The sequence below is a fragment of the Kitasatospora sp. NPDC058406 genome (assembly GCF_042722765.1).
Classification (GTDB): domain Bacteria; phylum Actinomycetota; class Actinomycetes; order Streptomycetales; family Streptomycetaceae; genus Kitasatospora.
In genome coordinates, this window is sequence record NZ_JBHXKE010000223.1 from 1 (window position 1) to 15,451 (window position 15,451).

The 15,451-nt window shown below is 72.0% G+C and carries 9 protein-coding genes; 7 read left to right on the forward strand and 2 right to left on the reverse strand.

The window, feature by feature from the left end; all coding sequences use genetic code 11:
- Positions 1–2,646 (reverse strand): transglycosylase domain-containing protein (locus ACFWOG_RS32190; protein WP_380362629.1); only part of this gene is annotated, 2,646 nt, incomplete at its 3' end.
- Between the two features lie 352 nt (positions 2,647–2,998).
- Here ACFWOG_RS32190 and ACFWOG_RS32195 point away from each other — a divergent pair.
- The 5 genes from ACFWOG_RS32195 to ACFWOG_RS32215 all read left to right on the forward strand — a co-directional run bounded on the left by ACFWOG_RS32195 (position 2,999) and on the right by ACFWOG_RS32215 (position 8,260).
- Positions 2,999–3,697, forward strand: a complete 699-nt coding sequence (locus ACFWOG_RS32195; protein ID WP_329884823.1) for a PadR family transcriptional regulator — start codon at positions 2,999–3,001, stop codon at positions 3,695–3,697.
- 128 nt (positions 3,698–3,825) lie between these two features.
- Positions 3,826–4,908, forward strand: a complete 1,083-nt coding sequence (locus ACFWOG_RS32200) for an inositol-3-phosphate synthase (protein ID WP_329948379.1) — start codon at positions 3,826–3,828, stop codon at positions 4,906–4,908.
- A 148-nt stretch (positions 4,909–5,056) separates the two neighbouring features.
- Positions 5,057–6,394: an MFS transporter gene (locus tag ACFWOG_RS32205; protein WP_329948380.1), complete on the forward strand. Its 1,338-nt coding sequence runs from the start codon at positions 5,057–5,059 to the stop codon at positions 6,392–6,394.
- 97 nt (positions 6,395–6,491) lie between these two features.
- Positions 6,492–7,187, forward strand: a complete 696-nt coding sequence (locus tag ACFWOG_RS32210; protein WP_329948381.1) for a hypothetical protein — start codon at positions 6,492–6,494, stop codon at positions 7,185–7,187.
- A 35-nt stretch (positions 7,188–7,222) separates the two neighbouring features.
- Complete coding sequence (locus ACFWOG_RS32215; RefSeq protein ID WP_380362633.1) at positions 7,223–8,260, forward strand: hypothetical protein; 1,038 nt, start codon at positions 7,223–7,225, stop codon at positions 8,258–8,260.
- Between the two features lie 97 nt (positions 8,261–8,357).
- Here ACFWOG_RS32215 and ACFWOG_RS32220 read toward each other — a convergent pair whose 3' ends face one another.
- Positions 8,358–9,809, reverse strand: a complete 1,452-nt coding sequence (locus tag ACFWOG_RS32220) for a CCA tRNA nucleotidyltransferase (RefSeq protein ID WP_380362640.1) — start codon at positions 9,807–9,809, stop codon at positions 8,358–8,360.
- A gap of 433 nt (positions 9,810–10,242) precedes the next feature.
- On the opposite strand from ACFWOG_RS32220, the gene ACFWOG_RS32225 reads away from it, so the two are divergent.
- Together ACFWOG_RS32225 and murJ are read left to right on the forward strand one after the other, a co-directional pair.
- On the forward strand, positions 10,243–12,735 hold the full coding sequence (locus tag ACFWOG_RS32225) for a DUF6049 family protein (RefSeq protein WP_380362635.1): 2,493 nt from the start codon (positions 10,243–10,245) through the stop codon (positions 12,733–12,735).
- A 57-nt stretch (positions 12,736–12,792) separates the two neighbouring features.
- On the forward strand, positions 12,793–15,324 hold the full coding sequence (gene murJ / locus ACFWOG_RS32230) for a murein biosynthesis integral membrane protein MurJ (RefSeq protein ID WP_380362637.1): 2,532 nt from the start codon (positions 12,793–12,795) through the stop codon (positions 15,322–15,324).
- Positions 15,325–15,451 lie beyond the last annotated feature (127 nt).

Below are 15,451 nucleotides of genomic sequence, written 5' to 3' on the forward strand. Positions count from 1 at the left end.
GCCGATGTTGCCGATGATGCAGGTCGGCGAGACGCCGCCGCCGCCGGTGTTGCCACCGTTGCCGTTGCCGCCGGTGTTGCCACCGCCTCCGTTGCCGCCGCCGGTGTTGCCGCCGCCGGTGGTCGCCGGGCTGCTCCTGGTCGGGACCGGGGGTACCGGCACCGTCCCCGGGCAGTCCACGCCGGGGACGCAGACCGGGCCCTGGGTGACCGGGGGCTGGGTCGGCTGCTGGGCGTTCGGGTCCGGCGGCACGGTCGGCATGGTCTCGGTCGTGGTGGGCGTCGGCGTGGCGCTCGCCGTGCTCGGCGCACCGGAGGAGTCGACCTGGGAGCCGACCGGCTGCGGTGTCGGGAAGTCCAGCTTCTTCTCGTTGGCCAGCGCCGCCTTCATGTACCGCGTGAAGACGTCGGTCGGGGTGTCACCACCGTGCACCGAGTCCTTGCCGCCGGTGCCGTTCAGCGAGAGCCGCTCGTGCTGGGTCGGGTCCTCGCGCCACATCGCCACGCTGGTGGACAGCTGCGGGGTGTAGCCGACCCACCAGGCCGACTTGTTCTGGTCGGTGGTACCGGTCTTGCCGGCCACCGGGCGGCCCAGCGCGTTGGAGTTCTTGCCGGTACCGTTCTTCGCCACGTTCACCAGCACGTCGGTGACGTTGTCGGCGACGGCCGGCTCCAGCGCCTGCTTGGGCTCGTGCTTGCCGCCGAAGCCGGGGCGCTCCTTGCCGTCCACCAGGACCTTGGTCACCGAGTACGGGTCCGCCTGCTTCCCGCTGGCGGCCAGGGTCGCGTAGGCGTCGGCCATCCGGATCGGGCTGATGGTGGAGACACCGAGCGGGAAGGTCGTGGTGTTGGCCTCGGCGGCGAGGTTCTCCTTGCGGACGCCCATCGCCTCGGCGACGGCGGCCACGTTCTGCCCGCCGACGTCCTGGTTCAGCTGGACGAAGGGCACGTTCCACGACCACTGCATCGCGAGCCGCAGGGAGACGTAGCCGCGCTTGCCCTTCTCCTCGTTCTTCTGCCGGTACGGCTTGCCCTTGTCGTCGAGCACCAGCGAGCCGTCCGCCTTGCGGATCTCCGAGAGGTCGTCGGACAGGTAGCGGCTGTCGGCGTTGATCCGCTTCGGCTTGCCCTTGTCGTCGGTCTGGGTCAGCACACCGCTCTGCATGGCGGCCGCCAGCACGAAGGGCTTGAAGGTCGAGCCGACCTGGACGCCCTGGGCGTCGGCGTTGTTGTCGTGGTGCCCGTTCTCCACGCCGTCGCCGCCGTAGATGGCGACGAGCGCGCCGTCACCGGGGCGGATGCTCGCCGCGCCGAACTGGACGAAGTTGTCGTTGTCGGGGCGCTTCTGCGGGTTCAGCGTCTCGGCCCTGACGTCGTCCACGGCCTTCTTGAGGGCTTCGACCTTGTCCTTCTCGAAGGTCGTGTAGATCTTGAAGCCGCCCTTCTCGATCGCCCGCTGGTCGATCGTCGGGTCCTTGACCATGACGAACTTGTTGGCGGTCTCGACCAGGTAGCTGATCTGGCCGTTCATGTTGGCCGGGGGCACCTGCTTGATCGGGTCCGGGAAGGCCGTGCACTTGGCCCGCTCCTCGGCGGTGGCGTTCTTGGTCTCCACCATCCGGTCCAGGATCCACTTCCAGCGCTCCTCGGCGCGGGGGCGGTTCGCCTTGATCGTCGGGTCGTAGTACGCGGCGCCCTTGAGCAGCCCGGCCAGCATCGCGCTCTGGCAGAGGTTCAGGTCCTTGGCGTTGACGCCGTAGTAGGCCTGGGCCCCCGCCTGCGCACCGGTCGCACCGCGGCCGAACCAGCTGGTGTTGAGGTAGCCCTTGAGGATCTCCTCCTTGGACTGGTCCTGATTGATCTTCAGCGTGATGAAGAACTCCCTGACCTTGCGGGAGAGGGTCTGCTCCTGCGTCAGGTAGGCGTTCTTGACGTACTGCTGGGTGATCGTGGACGCGCCCTGCGTCTCGCCGCCCTTGGCCATGTTGATGACGGCGCGCGTCATGCCCTTGGGGTCGATGCCGCTGTCGGTGCGGAAGGTCTCGTTCTCCGCCGCGATGACCGCGTTCTGCAGGGTGGGCGAGATGTCCGCGAGCTCGACGATCTGGCGGTTGGTCTCGCCCTTGCGGACCATCTCGGTGCCGTCGGCCCAGTAGTAGATGTTGTTCTGGTCGTTCACCAGGGCGTTGAGCGGCGGGATCTTCGTCGACTGGTAGACGAAGTAGATACCGCCGACGCCGGTGGCGAAGACGAGCAGGAACGCACTGAGCCAGAGCCGCCAGGACGGCAGCCAGCGGCGGAAGCCCTGCTTGCCGAAACGGGGGTAGTCGATGAACCGTTTCTTGCCGGGTGCACCGCCGGAGGCGCCGGGTCCACCGACGGCACCCGGGCCGCCGGGACCGCCGGGACCGCCCGCGGCAGGGCCGGTACCGGCCGCACCGCCGCGCCGGCCACCCTTCTGGGACGCCTTGCGCATCTCGGCACGGGTCATCCGGGGCTGCTGGGCGGTCTCCCGCATGCCGGGCGGGCGCCGGCGGCCGAGGCCCTCCGAGGCGACCTCGTCGCTCCCCGCTCCGTCCGGGCGTCCGCTGTCGCCGCCCGGAGGCTGCCCGCCGCCACCAGGCGACCTCCGCCGTCGTTCACTCATGTTCCAGGTACTCCTCGCCAGGCCGGTCGAGCCTGAAGGCAGGGTTCACGTCCGATGCCCGCAACCGCCCTAACCCCGGAGGTGGTCCTCGTGCACACGCGACAGCGTACGCAGCACTGAATCCGAACTAATCGGGCATCAATCCCCAATACCCATAAAACGACTGCAGATCATTACACGGCCGTTGCCAAGGACACCCGCGCGCCGCCTTGTGATCACATTCACGCGCGCCCCCCTTGCCCGTTCGGGGACCCAGGTTTACTGTTCTCGATATATCGAGCCGATACATCGGAGCGGCATACCGCCGGACACGGCGGGTCGCGGACCAGGCGAGGAAGGGAGGACGACGGCAGTGGGCAGGCGCTCAGGAGTGCTGGAGTTCGCCGTTCTCGGCCTGCTCCACGACGCCCCGATGCACGGGTACGAGCTGCGCAAGCGGCTCAACGTCCTGCTCGGCTCGTTCCGCGCCTTCTCCTACGGGACCCTCTACCCCTGCCTGAAGAGCCTGGTGGCTCAGGGCTTCCTGGTCGAGGACAACCCGGAGGTCGAGTACGTCCCGGCCACCGCGCTCAACGGCAAGCGGTCCAAGATCGTCTACCGGCTCTCCCCCGAGGGCAAGGAGCGCTTCGAGGAGCTGCTCGCCGACTCCGGCCCGGACGCCTGGGAGGACGAGCACTTCGGTGTGCACTTCGCCTTCTTCGGCCAGACCGACCGGGCCGTGCGGATGCGCGTCCTGGAGGGCCGCCGCAGTCGGCTGGAGGAGCGCCTGGAGCGGATGCGCAACTCACTGGCCCGCGCCCGCGAGCGGTTCGACGACTACACCGTCGAGCTTCAGCGGCACGGACTGGAGTCGGTGGAGCGTGAGGTCCGCTGGCTCAACGAGCTGATCGAGACCGAGCGGGCCAACCGCACCGGCCGGACCGGACCGTCCACCGACGGGACCGGCCCCGCAGTAACCAAGACTTCGGACGGCCGTGGCCAGGAGGACGGGTCCTCGGACCCTCCCGGGCCACCGTACGACCGCCCGGGGCGCTCCGAGCAGGAGCGCTGACACCGCGTCAGCCCTGTGCCGCACGCGGCAGGAGTGGGCGCCTCGCGCCCATCAGCAGTCATCGAAGAAGCAGGACGAGCACCGCCGATCTTCGGCGGCGCTCATGAGATCACAGGGAGCAACCGGAAATGGGTTCGGTTCGCGTAGCCATCGTGGGCGTCGGCAACTGCGCCGCGTCGCTGGTGCAGGGTGTCGAGTACTACAAGGACGCCGACCCGGCCGGCAAGGTCCCCGGGCTGATGCACGTCCAGTTCGGCGAGTACCACGTCCGTGACGTGGAGTTCGTCGCCGCCTTCGACGTCGACGCCAAGAAGGTCGGGTTCGACCTGGCCGACGCCATCGGCAGCAGTGAGAACAACACCATCAAGATCTGCGACGTGCCGCCGACCGGCGTCACCGTCCAGCGCGGCCACACCCTCGACGGCCTGGGTAAGTACTACCGGGAGACCATCGAGGAGTCCGACGAGGCCCCGGTCGACGTCGTCCAGATCCTCAAGGACCGCCAGGTCGACGTCCTCGTCTGCTACCTGCCCGTCGGTTCCGAGGCGGCGGCGAAGTTCTACGCCCAGTGCGCCATCGACGCCAAGGTCGCCTTCGTGAACGCCCTCCCGGTGTTCATCGCCGGCACCAAGGAGTGGGCGGACAAGTTCACCGAGGCCGGCGTGCCGATCGTCGGTGACGACATCAAGTCCCAGGTCGGCGCGACCATCACGCACCGCGTGATGGCCAAGCTGTTCGAGGACCGGGGCGTCATCCTCGAGCGCACCATGCAGCTGAACGTCGGCGGCAACATGGACTTCAAGAACATGCTCGAGCGCGAGCGCCTGGAGTCCAAGAAGATCTCCAAGACGCAGGCCGTCACCTCGCAGATCCGCGACCGCGAGCTGGGCGCCCGCAACGTCCACATCGGTCCCTCGGACTACGTGGCCTGGCTGGACGACCGCAAGTGGGCGTACGTCCGCCTGGAGGGTCGCGCCTTCGGCGACGTCCCGCTGAACCTGGAGTACAAGCTGGAGGTCTGGGACTCCCCGAACTCCGCCGGTGTCATCATCGACGCCGTCCGCGCCGCGAAGATCGCCAAGGACCGCGGCATCGGCGGCCCGATCCTCTCGGCCTCCTCGTACTTCATGAAGTCCCCGCCGGTCCAGTACTTCGACGACGAGGCCAAGGACAACGTCGAGAAGTTCATCCGCGGCGAGGTCGAGCGCTGATCACCGCGGGATCCGCGGCCGTCGGGCACTGAACCGACGGCCCGCCCGCACGGAAACGGGCCCACGGTCAACCACCGTGGGCCCGTTCACCTTTTCCCGGCTCATGTTTCACGTGAAACACCGACCGGTTCCATGGCACCCTGGGCAGGTGGCGATCACGGAGAACGGCAGCACCCACCAGACCGCGCACCGCGCCACCCTCCTCGACCTGCTCCGCGGCCGCGACTTCCGCCGGCTGCTGACCGCCCGTGTCCTCTCCCAGCTCTCCGACGGCGTCTTCCAGGTCTCGCTCGCCGCCTACGTGGTCTTCTCGCCGGAGAAGCAGTCCTCCCCCGCCGACATCGCCTCGGTGCTGGCCGTGATGCTGCTGCCGTTCTCGGTGATCGGCCCGTTCGCCGGCGTGCTGCTGGACCGCTGGCGCCGCCGACAGGTCCTGTACGTCGGCAACCTGGCCCGGTTCGGGCTCGGCCTGGTCACCGGCGCCCTGCTGCTGGCCCAGGCACCGACCTGGCTGTTCTTCGCCTCCGCCCTGCTGGTGACCGCACTCAACCGGTTCATCCTGGCCGGCCTCTCCGCCGCGCTGCCCCGGGTGGTGAGCCAGGAGCAGCTGGTCACCGCCAACGCCCTCTCCCCCACCCTGGGCACGGTCGCCGCGGCCTGCGGCGGCGGAGTGGGCTTCCTGCTCCACCAGGTGATGCCCCCCGGATCGCGGGCCGACGCGGCCCTGGTCTGCGTCGCCGCGCTGCTCTACCTCTCGGCGGCGGTGGCGGCGCTCCGGATGGACAAGGACCTGCTCGGCCCCGAGAGCCACCCCGGCCGTCCGGCGCTGGGCCGGGCCCTGGCCCAGGCCGCCCGCGAGCTGCGCGCGGCCGTCACCCACCTGGTGCGGGACTGCCGCCCGGCGGCGCACGCGCTGGCGGCGGTCACCGCGGCCCGGTTCTGCTACGGCGTCCTGATCGTCGTCGTGGTGATGCTCGCCCGCTACACCTTCAACGACCCGGCGGACAGCACGGCCGGGCTGGTCACCCTGGGCCAGGCGGTCGGTCTCTCCGCCGCCGGGTTCTTCGTCGCGGCGGTGATCAGCCCGTGGTGCACCCGCCGGCTCGGGCTGGCGGGCTGGATGACGCTCTGCCTGGCGGCCCCGGTGGTCTTCGTGCCCGCGCTGGGCCTGCACTTCTCCCTGGTGCCCTGCCTGATCGCCGCGCTGCTGCTCGGCGTGGTCACCCAGGGCACCAAGATCTGCGCCGACACCGTCGTCCAGGAGTCGGTCGAGGACGAGTACCGCGGCCGGGTCTTCGCCATCTACGACGTGCTCTTCAACGTCGCCTTCGTGGCCGCCGCACTGGTCACCGCCCTGGTGCTGCCGCTCTCCGGCCGCTCGGTCACCGTCGTCCTGGGGGTGTCCGCGGTGTACGCGCTGGCCGCCGTCCTCTACCTGCGCACGGCCCGGCGAACCGGCCCCCTCCCCGGTGACCAGGCGTCCTGAGCACCGCCGCCCCCTGCGGCCGGGCGCCGTCGGCGCGAGTCGCTAAGGTACGTCAGATCTGTCGCAGCGACAGCACTCTGCCTCGGGGGACAATCTGATGAGCACACCGCCCGGCCCGTACGGGCCACCGCAGCAGTACGGCCATCCGCCGGCGCCGCAGCCCTACGGCGCCCCGGCTCCCCCGCCGTACGGGCAGCCCCAGCCGGTGGCCGCCGGCTACGGTGCCCCGCCGCCCGGCTACGGCTACCCGGCCGCCCCGCAGCCGGCTCCGCCCGCGCCCCCGTACCCGCAGGGCGGCTACCCGCCCGGTCCGCAGGACCGTGCGCCGTACCAGCAGCCCCCGCAGGGGCAGCCGTACCCCCAGGCCCAGCCGTACCCGCAGGCCCCCTACGGCCAGGCGCCGCAGCACGGCTACCCGCCGGCCGCTCCGCCCGGCGAGCCGGCCCGCAAGGGCCGCGGCAAGGCCCGGCTGAAGGCGGTCGGCGTGGTGCTGGGCGTGATCGCCCTGATCATCGGCTACTTCGTCACCGGCCCGAGCGCCAGCAGCGCCAAGGCCGGCGACTGCGTCAAGGCGAGCGGCTCCCGCGACGTGTCCGTGGTCAAGTGCACCGACGCCAAGGCGAACTACAAGGTGCTGGCCAAGTTCGAGTCCACCACCGACACCACCCGGTGCCGGGAGACCGTCGGCACCACCAGCACCGTCTCGGGCAAGAGCGGTCGCCGCTGGAACAAGAAGCGGTACGTGCTCTGCCTCGGCCCGCTCGCCGGCACCCCGCCGGTCAAGAAGTCCTGACCGCTCGCCACCTCAGACCATTCCGGGGGATCCCGATGTCCGTTCCGCCCCAGATGCCGTACGGCGCACCGCCGCCCGCCGACGGTTCCAACCCGTACGCCGGCAACCCCTACGCCGGGCAGCAGGCCCCGCCGCCGGGCACCCCGCCCCCGCCCGGCTACGGCTACCCCGCGCCGCCGCCCCCGGCCGCCGGCTACGGCTACCCGGGCGCCCAGGGCCCGCAGCCCGGTCCCGCCTACGGGTACGCGCCGCAGGGCGGCCCGGTCTGCCGGTTCTGCGGCGGCTTCCCGGCCGTCGACACCACCGTCCGGGGCCACCAGGGCATCATCATCGTGATGCGGTTCCTGAAGCAGCCGGGACCGTTCTGCCGCACCTGCGGCACCGCGGTGGTCCGCGACATGTCCGCCCGCACCCTGGTGCAGGGCTGGTGGAGCTATCTCTCCGGGATCTTCACGGTGGTCACGCTGCTGCGGAACCTGGCGGCCCACAACAAGATCAAGGACCTGCCGCCGCCGGTACCCGGCACCCACGGCCCGCAGCTCGACCCGGGCGTCCCGCTGACCAAGCGGCCGCACATGCTGATGCTGCTGCTGCCGGTGCTCTCGATCGGCACCCTGATCGTCCTGACGGCCACCGGGGCGTTCCTCGGCAGCCGGCACGACCGCGACCGGTACGACTACCCCCCGCTGACGCTGCCCTCGCCGACGGCGGTGGTCATCCCGACCCCGACGTTCCCGCCGTCCTTCTCGCTGCCGCCCGCCCCGGCCCCGACCGTGACGCTGCCGACGCCCACCGCGCCGGCCACCTCCAAGGTCGCGAGCGACATCGACTACGCCAAGGCCGGCGACTGCCTGCGCAACGAGAACGGCACCTCGGCCACCCACGACTCCAACCCGCGGATCACCATGCTCCCGTGCACCGACACGCGGGCCCAGTACAAGGTGCTGAAGAAGGTCTACGCCACCAGCGACGGTGACAAGGCCTGCGAGAACGTCACCGGGTCCGACAGCACCTACACCCGCGAGTCCACCTCGTCGGCGCTCAGCTTCGTCCTCTGCCTGAAGAAGCTCTGACCCCCGGGTACCGAGGTGGGGGTGGCCCGGAAGGGTGCCGGCCACCCCCACCGGGCCACGCCCCCTGGTTACCGCCTTCCGGGCATCGCCTTCCGGACTACGCGCCGGCGTCCTGCTGCGCGTCCCACCAGGCGCGCAGCGCGGCGACCGCCTCGTCGTGCTCCATCGGCCCGTGCTCCAGCCGGAGCTCCAGCATGTGCTTGTACGCCTTGCCGACCGCGGGGCCGGGCTTCAGGCCGAGCAGCTCCATGATCTGGTTGCCGTCCAGCGCCGGACGGACGGCGTCCAGCTCCTCGCGGGCCTTCAGCTCGCCGATCCGCGTCTCCAGGCCGTCGTAGGTGCGGGAGAGCGCGGCCGCCTTCTTCCGGTTCCGGGTGGTGCAGTCGGAGCGGGTCAGCTTGTGCAGCCGCTCCAGCAGCGGACCGGCGTCGGCGACGTACCGGCGCACCGCCGAGTCGGTCCACTCGCCGCCGCCGTAGCCGTGGAACCGCAGGTGCAGCTCCACCAGGCGCGAGACCTCCTCGGTGAGCTCCTTCGAGTACTTCAGGTCGCGCATCCGCTTGCGGGTCATCTTGGCGCCGACCACCTCGTGGTGGTGGAAGGAGACCCGGCCGTCCGACTCGAACCGGCGGGTGCGCGGCTTGCCGACGTCGTGCAGCACCGCGGCCAGCCGCAGGGTGAGGTCCGGGCCGTCCTGCTCCAGGTCGATGGCCTGCTCCAGCACGGTCAGCGAGTGCTCGTAGACGTCCTTGTGCCGGTGGTGCTCGTCGCGCTCCAGCCGCAGGGCCGGCAGCTCGGGCAGCACGTGGTCGGCCAGCCCGGTGTCGACCAGCAGCCGGAGGCCCTTCACCGGCCGGTCGGAGAGCAGCAGCTTGTTCAGCTCGGCCTGGACCCGCTCCGCGGAGACGATGGTGATCCGCTCGGCCATCGCGGTCATCGCCGCGATCACCTCGGGGGCCGGGTCGAAGTCCAGCTGGGCCGCGAAGCGGGCCGCCCGCATCATCCGCAGCGGGTCGTCGGAGAAGGACTCCTCGGGAGTGGCCGGGGTGCGCAGCACCCGGGCCTCCAGGTCGTCCAGACCCCGGTGCGGGTCGACGAAGCCGCGGCCGGGCAGGTCCACGGCCATCGCGTTGACCGTGAAGTCGCGGCGGACCAGGTCCTCCTCGATGGTGTCGCCGAAGGTCACCTCGGGCTTGCGGGAGGTCCGGTCGTACGCCTCCGAGCGGTACGTGGTGATCTCGATCAGGAAGGACCCCTCCGGGGTGTCCTTGCGGGCGCCGACCGTACCGAAGGCGATGCCGACGTCCCAGACCGCGTCGGCCCAGCCCCGGACCAGCTTGAGGACCTCGTGCGGGCGGGCGTCGGTGGTGAAGTCGAGGTCGTTGCCGAGCCGGCCGAGCAGCGCGTCGCGTACCGAGCCGCCGACCAGCGCGAGCCGGTGACCGGCCGCCTGGAACCGGCGGGCGATCTCGTCGGCGACCGGGGAGACCCGCAGCAGTTCCTGCAGGCCGAGGGTCTGCGCCTCGCTCAGGCCGGGAACGGCCTGCACGGCGGTGCTGGAATGATGGACGCCGGACTGGTGGGCGGTGGGCTCATTGGCAGTGGACACGGCTCACAAGGGTACGTGGCCCGAGGGCCCCGCCGCCCGCGCGTTTCCGTGGCCTCACCCCGAGGCCCGCAACACCGCACCCCCCGCCACATCGTTACCATGCCGGTGGAACGAGTCTCGGGCACCGGTGACGGGCCGCCGTGCGGCATGCCGGAACGCCGACCGGACGACGGACGACCGCCATTTTCTTCACGGCTGATCCCCACGGCTGCCCCCTACGGCCGGCGGGACAGCCGCAGCAGCAGGGCAGCACGGCATCAAGCAGCGAGCGATCGAGAACGGCGAGGGCGAAGCGCGTGAGCGAGCGGAGCGAGCGAGCCAAAGGTGGGGGCGCGTTTCGCGAAGCGACCGCCGAGCGCAGCGAGGTGGGCGCATGAGCGAGCGAGCCAGGAGCACGGGTCCGGGTCTGGTGGTCCGGACCGCCAGACGGCTGGCCGCCGCACTCGGCGCCACGCTGGTGCTCGTCCCGGTGCTTCCGGGCACCCCGGCGACCGCGCGCCCGGCCGGCGGCTCGCACGCGGCCTCGGAGTCCACGGTCTCCGCCGAGTACCCGGTGGTGATGACCATCGAGTCGGTGAACAAGCCGGTGGCCGCCCTGAACGGCACCGTGACGATCGCCGGGCACGTCACCAACGGCGGTAGGTCGGTGCTCAAGTCGGCCCACGCGGCGGTCCGCAAGCCCTGGCCGAGCAAGCCGCTCACCACCCGCAGCGAGCTGGCCTCGGTGGCCGCCCGGACCACCCCGGAGCGGACGGACGGCATCTCCCTGGACAGCCCGCAGTACGCGCTGAACGAGCTCGGCCCGGGCCAGAGCCAGCCGTACACGCTGAGCGTCGCGGTGACCGACCTGCAGCTCTCCACGGAGGGCGTGTACGAGCTCGCGGTGGACGTCTGGGGCTCGACCGCCGACAACCAGCGCGACCGCCCGCTGGGCATCGCCCGCACCTTCCTGCCCTACGACCCGGTGTCGACCGAGGCGCAGCCGTCGAAGGTCACCACCCTGTGGCCGCTGGTGCACGCGCCGGTGCTGGCCGCGCAGACCCTCTCCGACAACGACCAGACCATGTCGGTGCTGCGCGACGACAGCCTGGCCGCCGAGTTCGCGCCCGGCGGCCGGCTGTACGCGCTGGTCGAGACGGGCTCCACGCTGCCGGGGCTGACCTGGGTGGTGGACCCGGACCTGCTGGACACCGCGTTCGCGATGACCCGGCCGTACCGGGTGCAGAAGCCCGGCACCGCGGGCAACGCGGCCAAGGAGGACAACACCGTCCCCGGCACGGGCACGGCCGCCGCCACGGCCTGGCTGGAGAAGCTGCGGGCCGCCGTCGCCAAGCCGGGCAGCCAGGTGGTGGCGCTGCCGTACGCCGACCCCGACCTCGCCTCGATCGCGCACAACGCCGCCGAGCTGGACGGCATCGACACCGCGCTCGGCAAGGCGGCCACGGCCGGCCGGCTGACCGTCGAGGGCCGGCTCTCGGTGGACACCCGCGCCGACGTGGCCTGGCCCTACCAGGGCTACCTGGACCAGCGGATCGCGGCCGTCGCCCAGCGGGCCGGCGCCGGCCTGGTGCTGGTGAACGGCGCGAGCATGCCCGAGTCCGACGCGCTGAAGTACACGCCGTCCGCCGCGCGTCCGATGGGCAACGGACAGACCGCACTGGTCGCCGACGAGGAGATCTCGGCGCTCTTCGCGACCGACCTGGTCACTCCGCAGGAGCAGACCCGGGCGGTCCAGCGGTTCCTCTCCGAGACCTTCGTGATCGCCCGGCAGGAGCCGCAGAACCCGCGCGGCCTGCTGGTGATGCCCCCGCGCGACCTGACCGCCACGAACGCCAAGGTGCTGGCCGGCGCGCTCCAGGCCGCCGTCGAGGGCAAGTGGGTCGACCCGGTCAAGCTGGACGTGCTCGCCCAGCTCACGCCGGACCCGAGGGCCAACACGACCGTCCCGGCGCCCGCGGACTACCCGGCCCGGACCCGGGACTCGGAGCTGCCCGCCGTCGACCTGACCGACACCACGCGGATCCAGGCGAACCTGGACACGCTGATGCGGGTGCTGACCCTGCCGCAGCGGGTCCGCGGGCCGTTCAGTGCGGCCATGGTCCGCTCGCTGTCCACCCAGTGGCGCTCGGAGGGCTCGGCCGGCGGCGTCTACCGGAAGGGCGTGGGCCTCTACCTCAAGGAACTGACCGACGCGGTGAAGGTGCCGCCGAAGCGGGTCATCACCTTCGCCGGGGACACCGGTGTGCTGCAGGTCAGCGTCCGCAACGACCTGACCCAGACGGTCACCAACCTCAAGCTGGTGCTGGTCCCGGCCCAGCCCAACCGGCTCAGGGTCGAGGTGCCGGCCGAGGAGCTGGTGCTGCCGGCCTCGCAGAGCGTCACCCTGCGGTTCCCGGCCGAGGCGCACAACAACGGGCCGGTCAGCATGACCGCCCAGCTGTTCACCACCGGGCCGAACCCGCAGCCGTACGGTGATCCGGTGCAGTTCACCGTGGAGGTCACCTCGGTGACCAACGGCGTGCTGTACGTCTTCGGCGGCGGACTCGTGCTGCTCCTGCTGGCCGCGCTGCGGTTCGTCCGCCAGCGCAAGCGGCGGACGGCCGACGGCGACGACGGCGACGAGCCCGTCGGCGACGCCCCGCTCGCCCCGGCTCCGGCGGACGGCACGGCGGCCGGCGGCCCGGCGGGCGACGCCGGCCGGGGGACCGGGCGGCCGGAGGGCTCCGGGCCCGCGGTGCCCCCGGAACGCGCGACGCGGCCGGAACACCCGGAACACCCCGAACGTGGAGGAGCCGCGCAGACACCGCGCGGCAGCACCGCAGATGGCCGGGATCAGGCCACCAGTGATGAGAAGGTTGGTCCTTGACACCGCCCATACCGCCCGACTCCGGGGCGGCCTCCCCCACGACAGCGAAGAGGTGACATGACCGGGCGCAGCGATGAGCGGCCTCCGGGCCGCGGTGAGGGCCGTCCGGGCGCCGAGTCGCCCTCCGGCGACTGGTACGTGGCCGACACCTATGCCCAGGACCCGTACGCGGCCGACGCGTACCAGGACCGGCAGGGCGACCCGGACCCGTACGGCCTGCGGGCCGCCCGCCCCGCCGCGCCGCAGCAGCAGGCCGCGGCGTACGACGTGCCGCCGCAGCTCCCGCCGCAGGGCGGCGACTACCCGACGCCGGTGCCGCCGGCGCCGTTCACCGCCCCCGTCCCGCCGGTGCAGCCCGGCTGGGACACCCCGGCCCAGGACGGCCGGCAGGGCGGGGAGCAGCAGCAGCCCGGACCGGCCGCGCCCGCCGCACCGGCTCCGGGTGCCTGGGGCGGGCAGCCGCAGTGGCAGCCCGGCCCGGCGCACTCGACCTGGGACTCCGAGTCCACCGAGTACGTCGGGGTGGACGCGCTGTTCGGCGGCAACCAGGCGACCGCGGAGGCGCCCCGCCCGCCGTCCCCGGCCCACCCGTACCCCCCGGGCCGGCCGGCGGCCGCGCCGCCCGCCGCACCCGGCCCGTTCGCCCCGCCCGCGCCGTACCCCCCGGCCGGCGCGTACCCGGGGCAGGCACCGCAGGCACCCCACGCTCCGCAGGCACCGCAGGCGCCGCACGGCTACGGCCACGGCCACGGCCACGGGAACGGACCCGACGGGCCGCGCCCGTTCGTGCCGCCGATCGAGTTCGACCCGCCGCTCTCCGAGGCGGAGGCCACCATGCAGGTGGCGGCGGTCCAGCTGCCGCCCGCGGTGGAACCGCTGGAGGACATCGTCGCCGAGGAGCGCGCCGGCACCGCGCCCCCCGCTCCCGCCCCGGCGGCCGGCGGCGGCAAGGTCGCCTCGCTGCTGAACTCCAGCGCGATCATGGCGGCCGGCACCCTCGTCTCCCGCGGCACCGGCTTCGTCCGCACCATGGTCATCACGGCGGCGATCGGCGTCGGCGTGATGGGTGACTCGTACAACGCCGCGTACACCCTGCCGACCCTGCTGTACATCCTGATCGGCGGCGGCGCGCTCAACGCCGTCTTCGTGCCCCAGCTGGTCCGCAGCATGAAGAACGACGCGGACGGCGGCACCGCCTACGCCAGCCGGCTGCTCACCCTGGTGATGGTCGGGCTCGGCGCGGTGGTCCTGCTGGCCGTGGCCGGCGCACCGCTGCTGGTCCAGCTCATCTCGCACCCGATGATGGAGAACGCGGCCCGCGCCGACACCACCGTGGCCATGGCCCGGTACTGCCTGCCGACCATCTTCTTCATGGGCATCCACGTGGTGATGGGACAGGTCCTCAACGCACGCGGCCGGTTCGGCGCGATGATGTGGACACCGGTCCTCAACAACGTCGTGGTCATCTTCACCTTCGGCGCCTACCTCTGGGTCTACGGCGGATTCGGCACCACCCACGTCACCCCGGAGACGATCAGCCCCGAGGGCGTCCGGCTGCTCGGCATCGGCACCCTGGTCGGCCTGGTCGTCCAGGCGCTGGCGATGATCCCGTACCTGCGGGCGGCCGACTTCTCCTTCCGGCCGCGCTTCGACTGGCGCGGTCACGGTCTGGGCAAGGCCGCCCGGCTGGCCAAGTGGACGTTCTTCTTCGTCCTCGCCAACCAGGCCGGCTACCTGGTCATCACCCAGCTGGCCACCGCCGCCGGCAGCGCCGCCGAGAAGGGCGGCCACAACGGCGTCGGTCTCGCCGCGTTCTCCAACGCCCTGTTGATCTGGCAGCTCCCGCAGGCCGTGATCACCGTCTCGATCATGAGCGCGGTGCTCCCCCGGCTCTCCCGCGCGGCCGCCGACGAGGACGCCGGCGCCGTCCGCGACGACATCTCGTACGGGCTGCGCACCACGGCGGTGGCGGTCGTCCCCGGTGCCTTCCTCTTCCTGGCCCTGGGCCCGGCGATCGGCCGGGCGATCTACGCGGTGGGCGGCGGCGAGGCCGCGCTGGACAGCGCGACCAACGTGGGGCTGATGCTCTCCGCGTTCGCCCTCGGCCTGATCCCGTACTCGGCGCAGTACGTGATGCTGCGCGGCTTCTACGCCTACGAGGACACCCGCACCCCGTTCTCCAACACCGTCTGGGTGGCGGTCTGCCAGGCCGGCTTCTCGCTGGTCTGCTGGTTCGCCCTGCCCTCCGAATGGACGGTGGTCGGCATGGCGTTCGGCTACGGCCTCGCCTACGCCATCGGGGTGATGGTGGCGGTGCCCAAGCTGAAGAAGAAGATCGGCGGCCTGGACACCAAGCGGATCAGCCGGACCTACACCCGCCTGACGGCGGCCTGCGTTCCGGGTGCCCTGGTCGGCATCGGCGCGAGCCTGGCGGTCCAGCAGGTGCTCGACGGCTGGATCGGCAGTATTCTCACCGTCGTCGTGGCCGGCGGGCTCCAGCTGGCCGTCTTCGTGCTCATCGCGAAGCGGCTGCGGATCGAGGAGCTGAACGCCATGCTGGGCATGGTGCGCGGCCGACTCGGCCGCTGACCGACCGTACGTACCGACCGGCCGGACCGGCGGACGCCCTGACCGGGCGTCAACCGGACGGACCGGAATCTCCGCCCCGTCGGGGCGGGCGTCGGGCCGCTCTGCCGGCCCCGGGTCATCCCGGGGC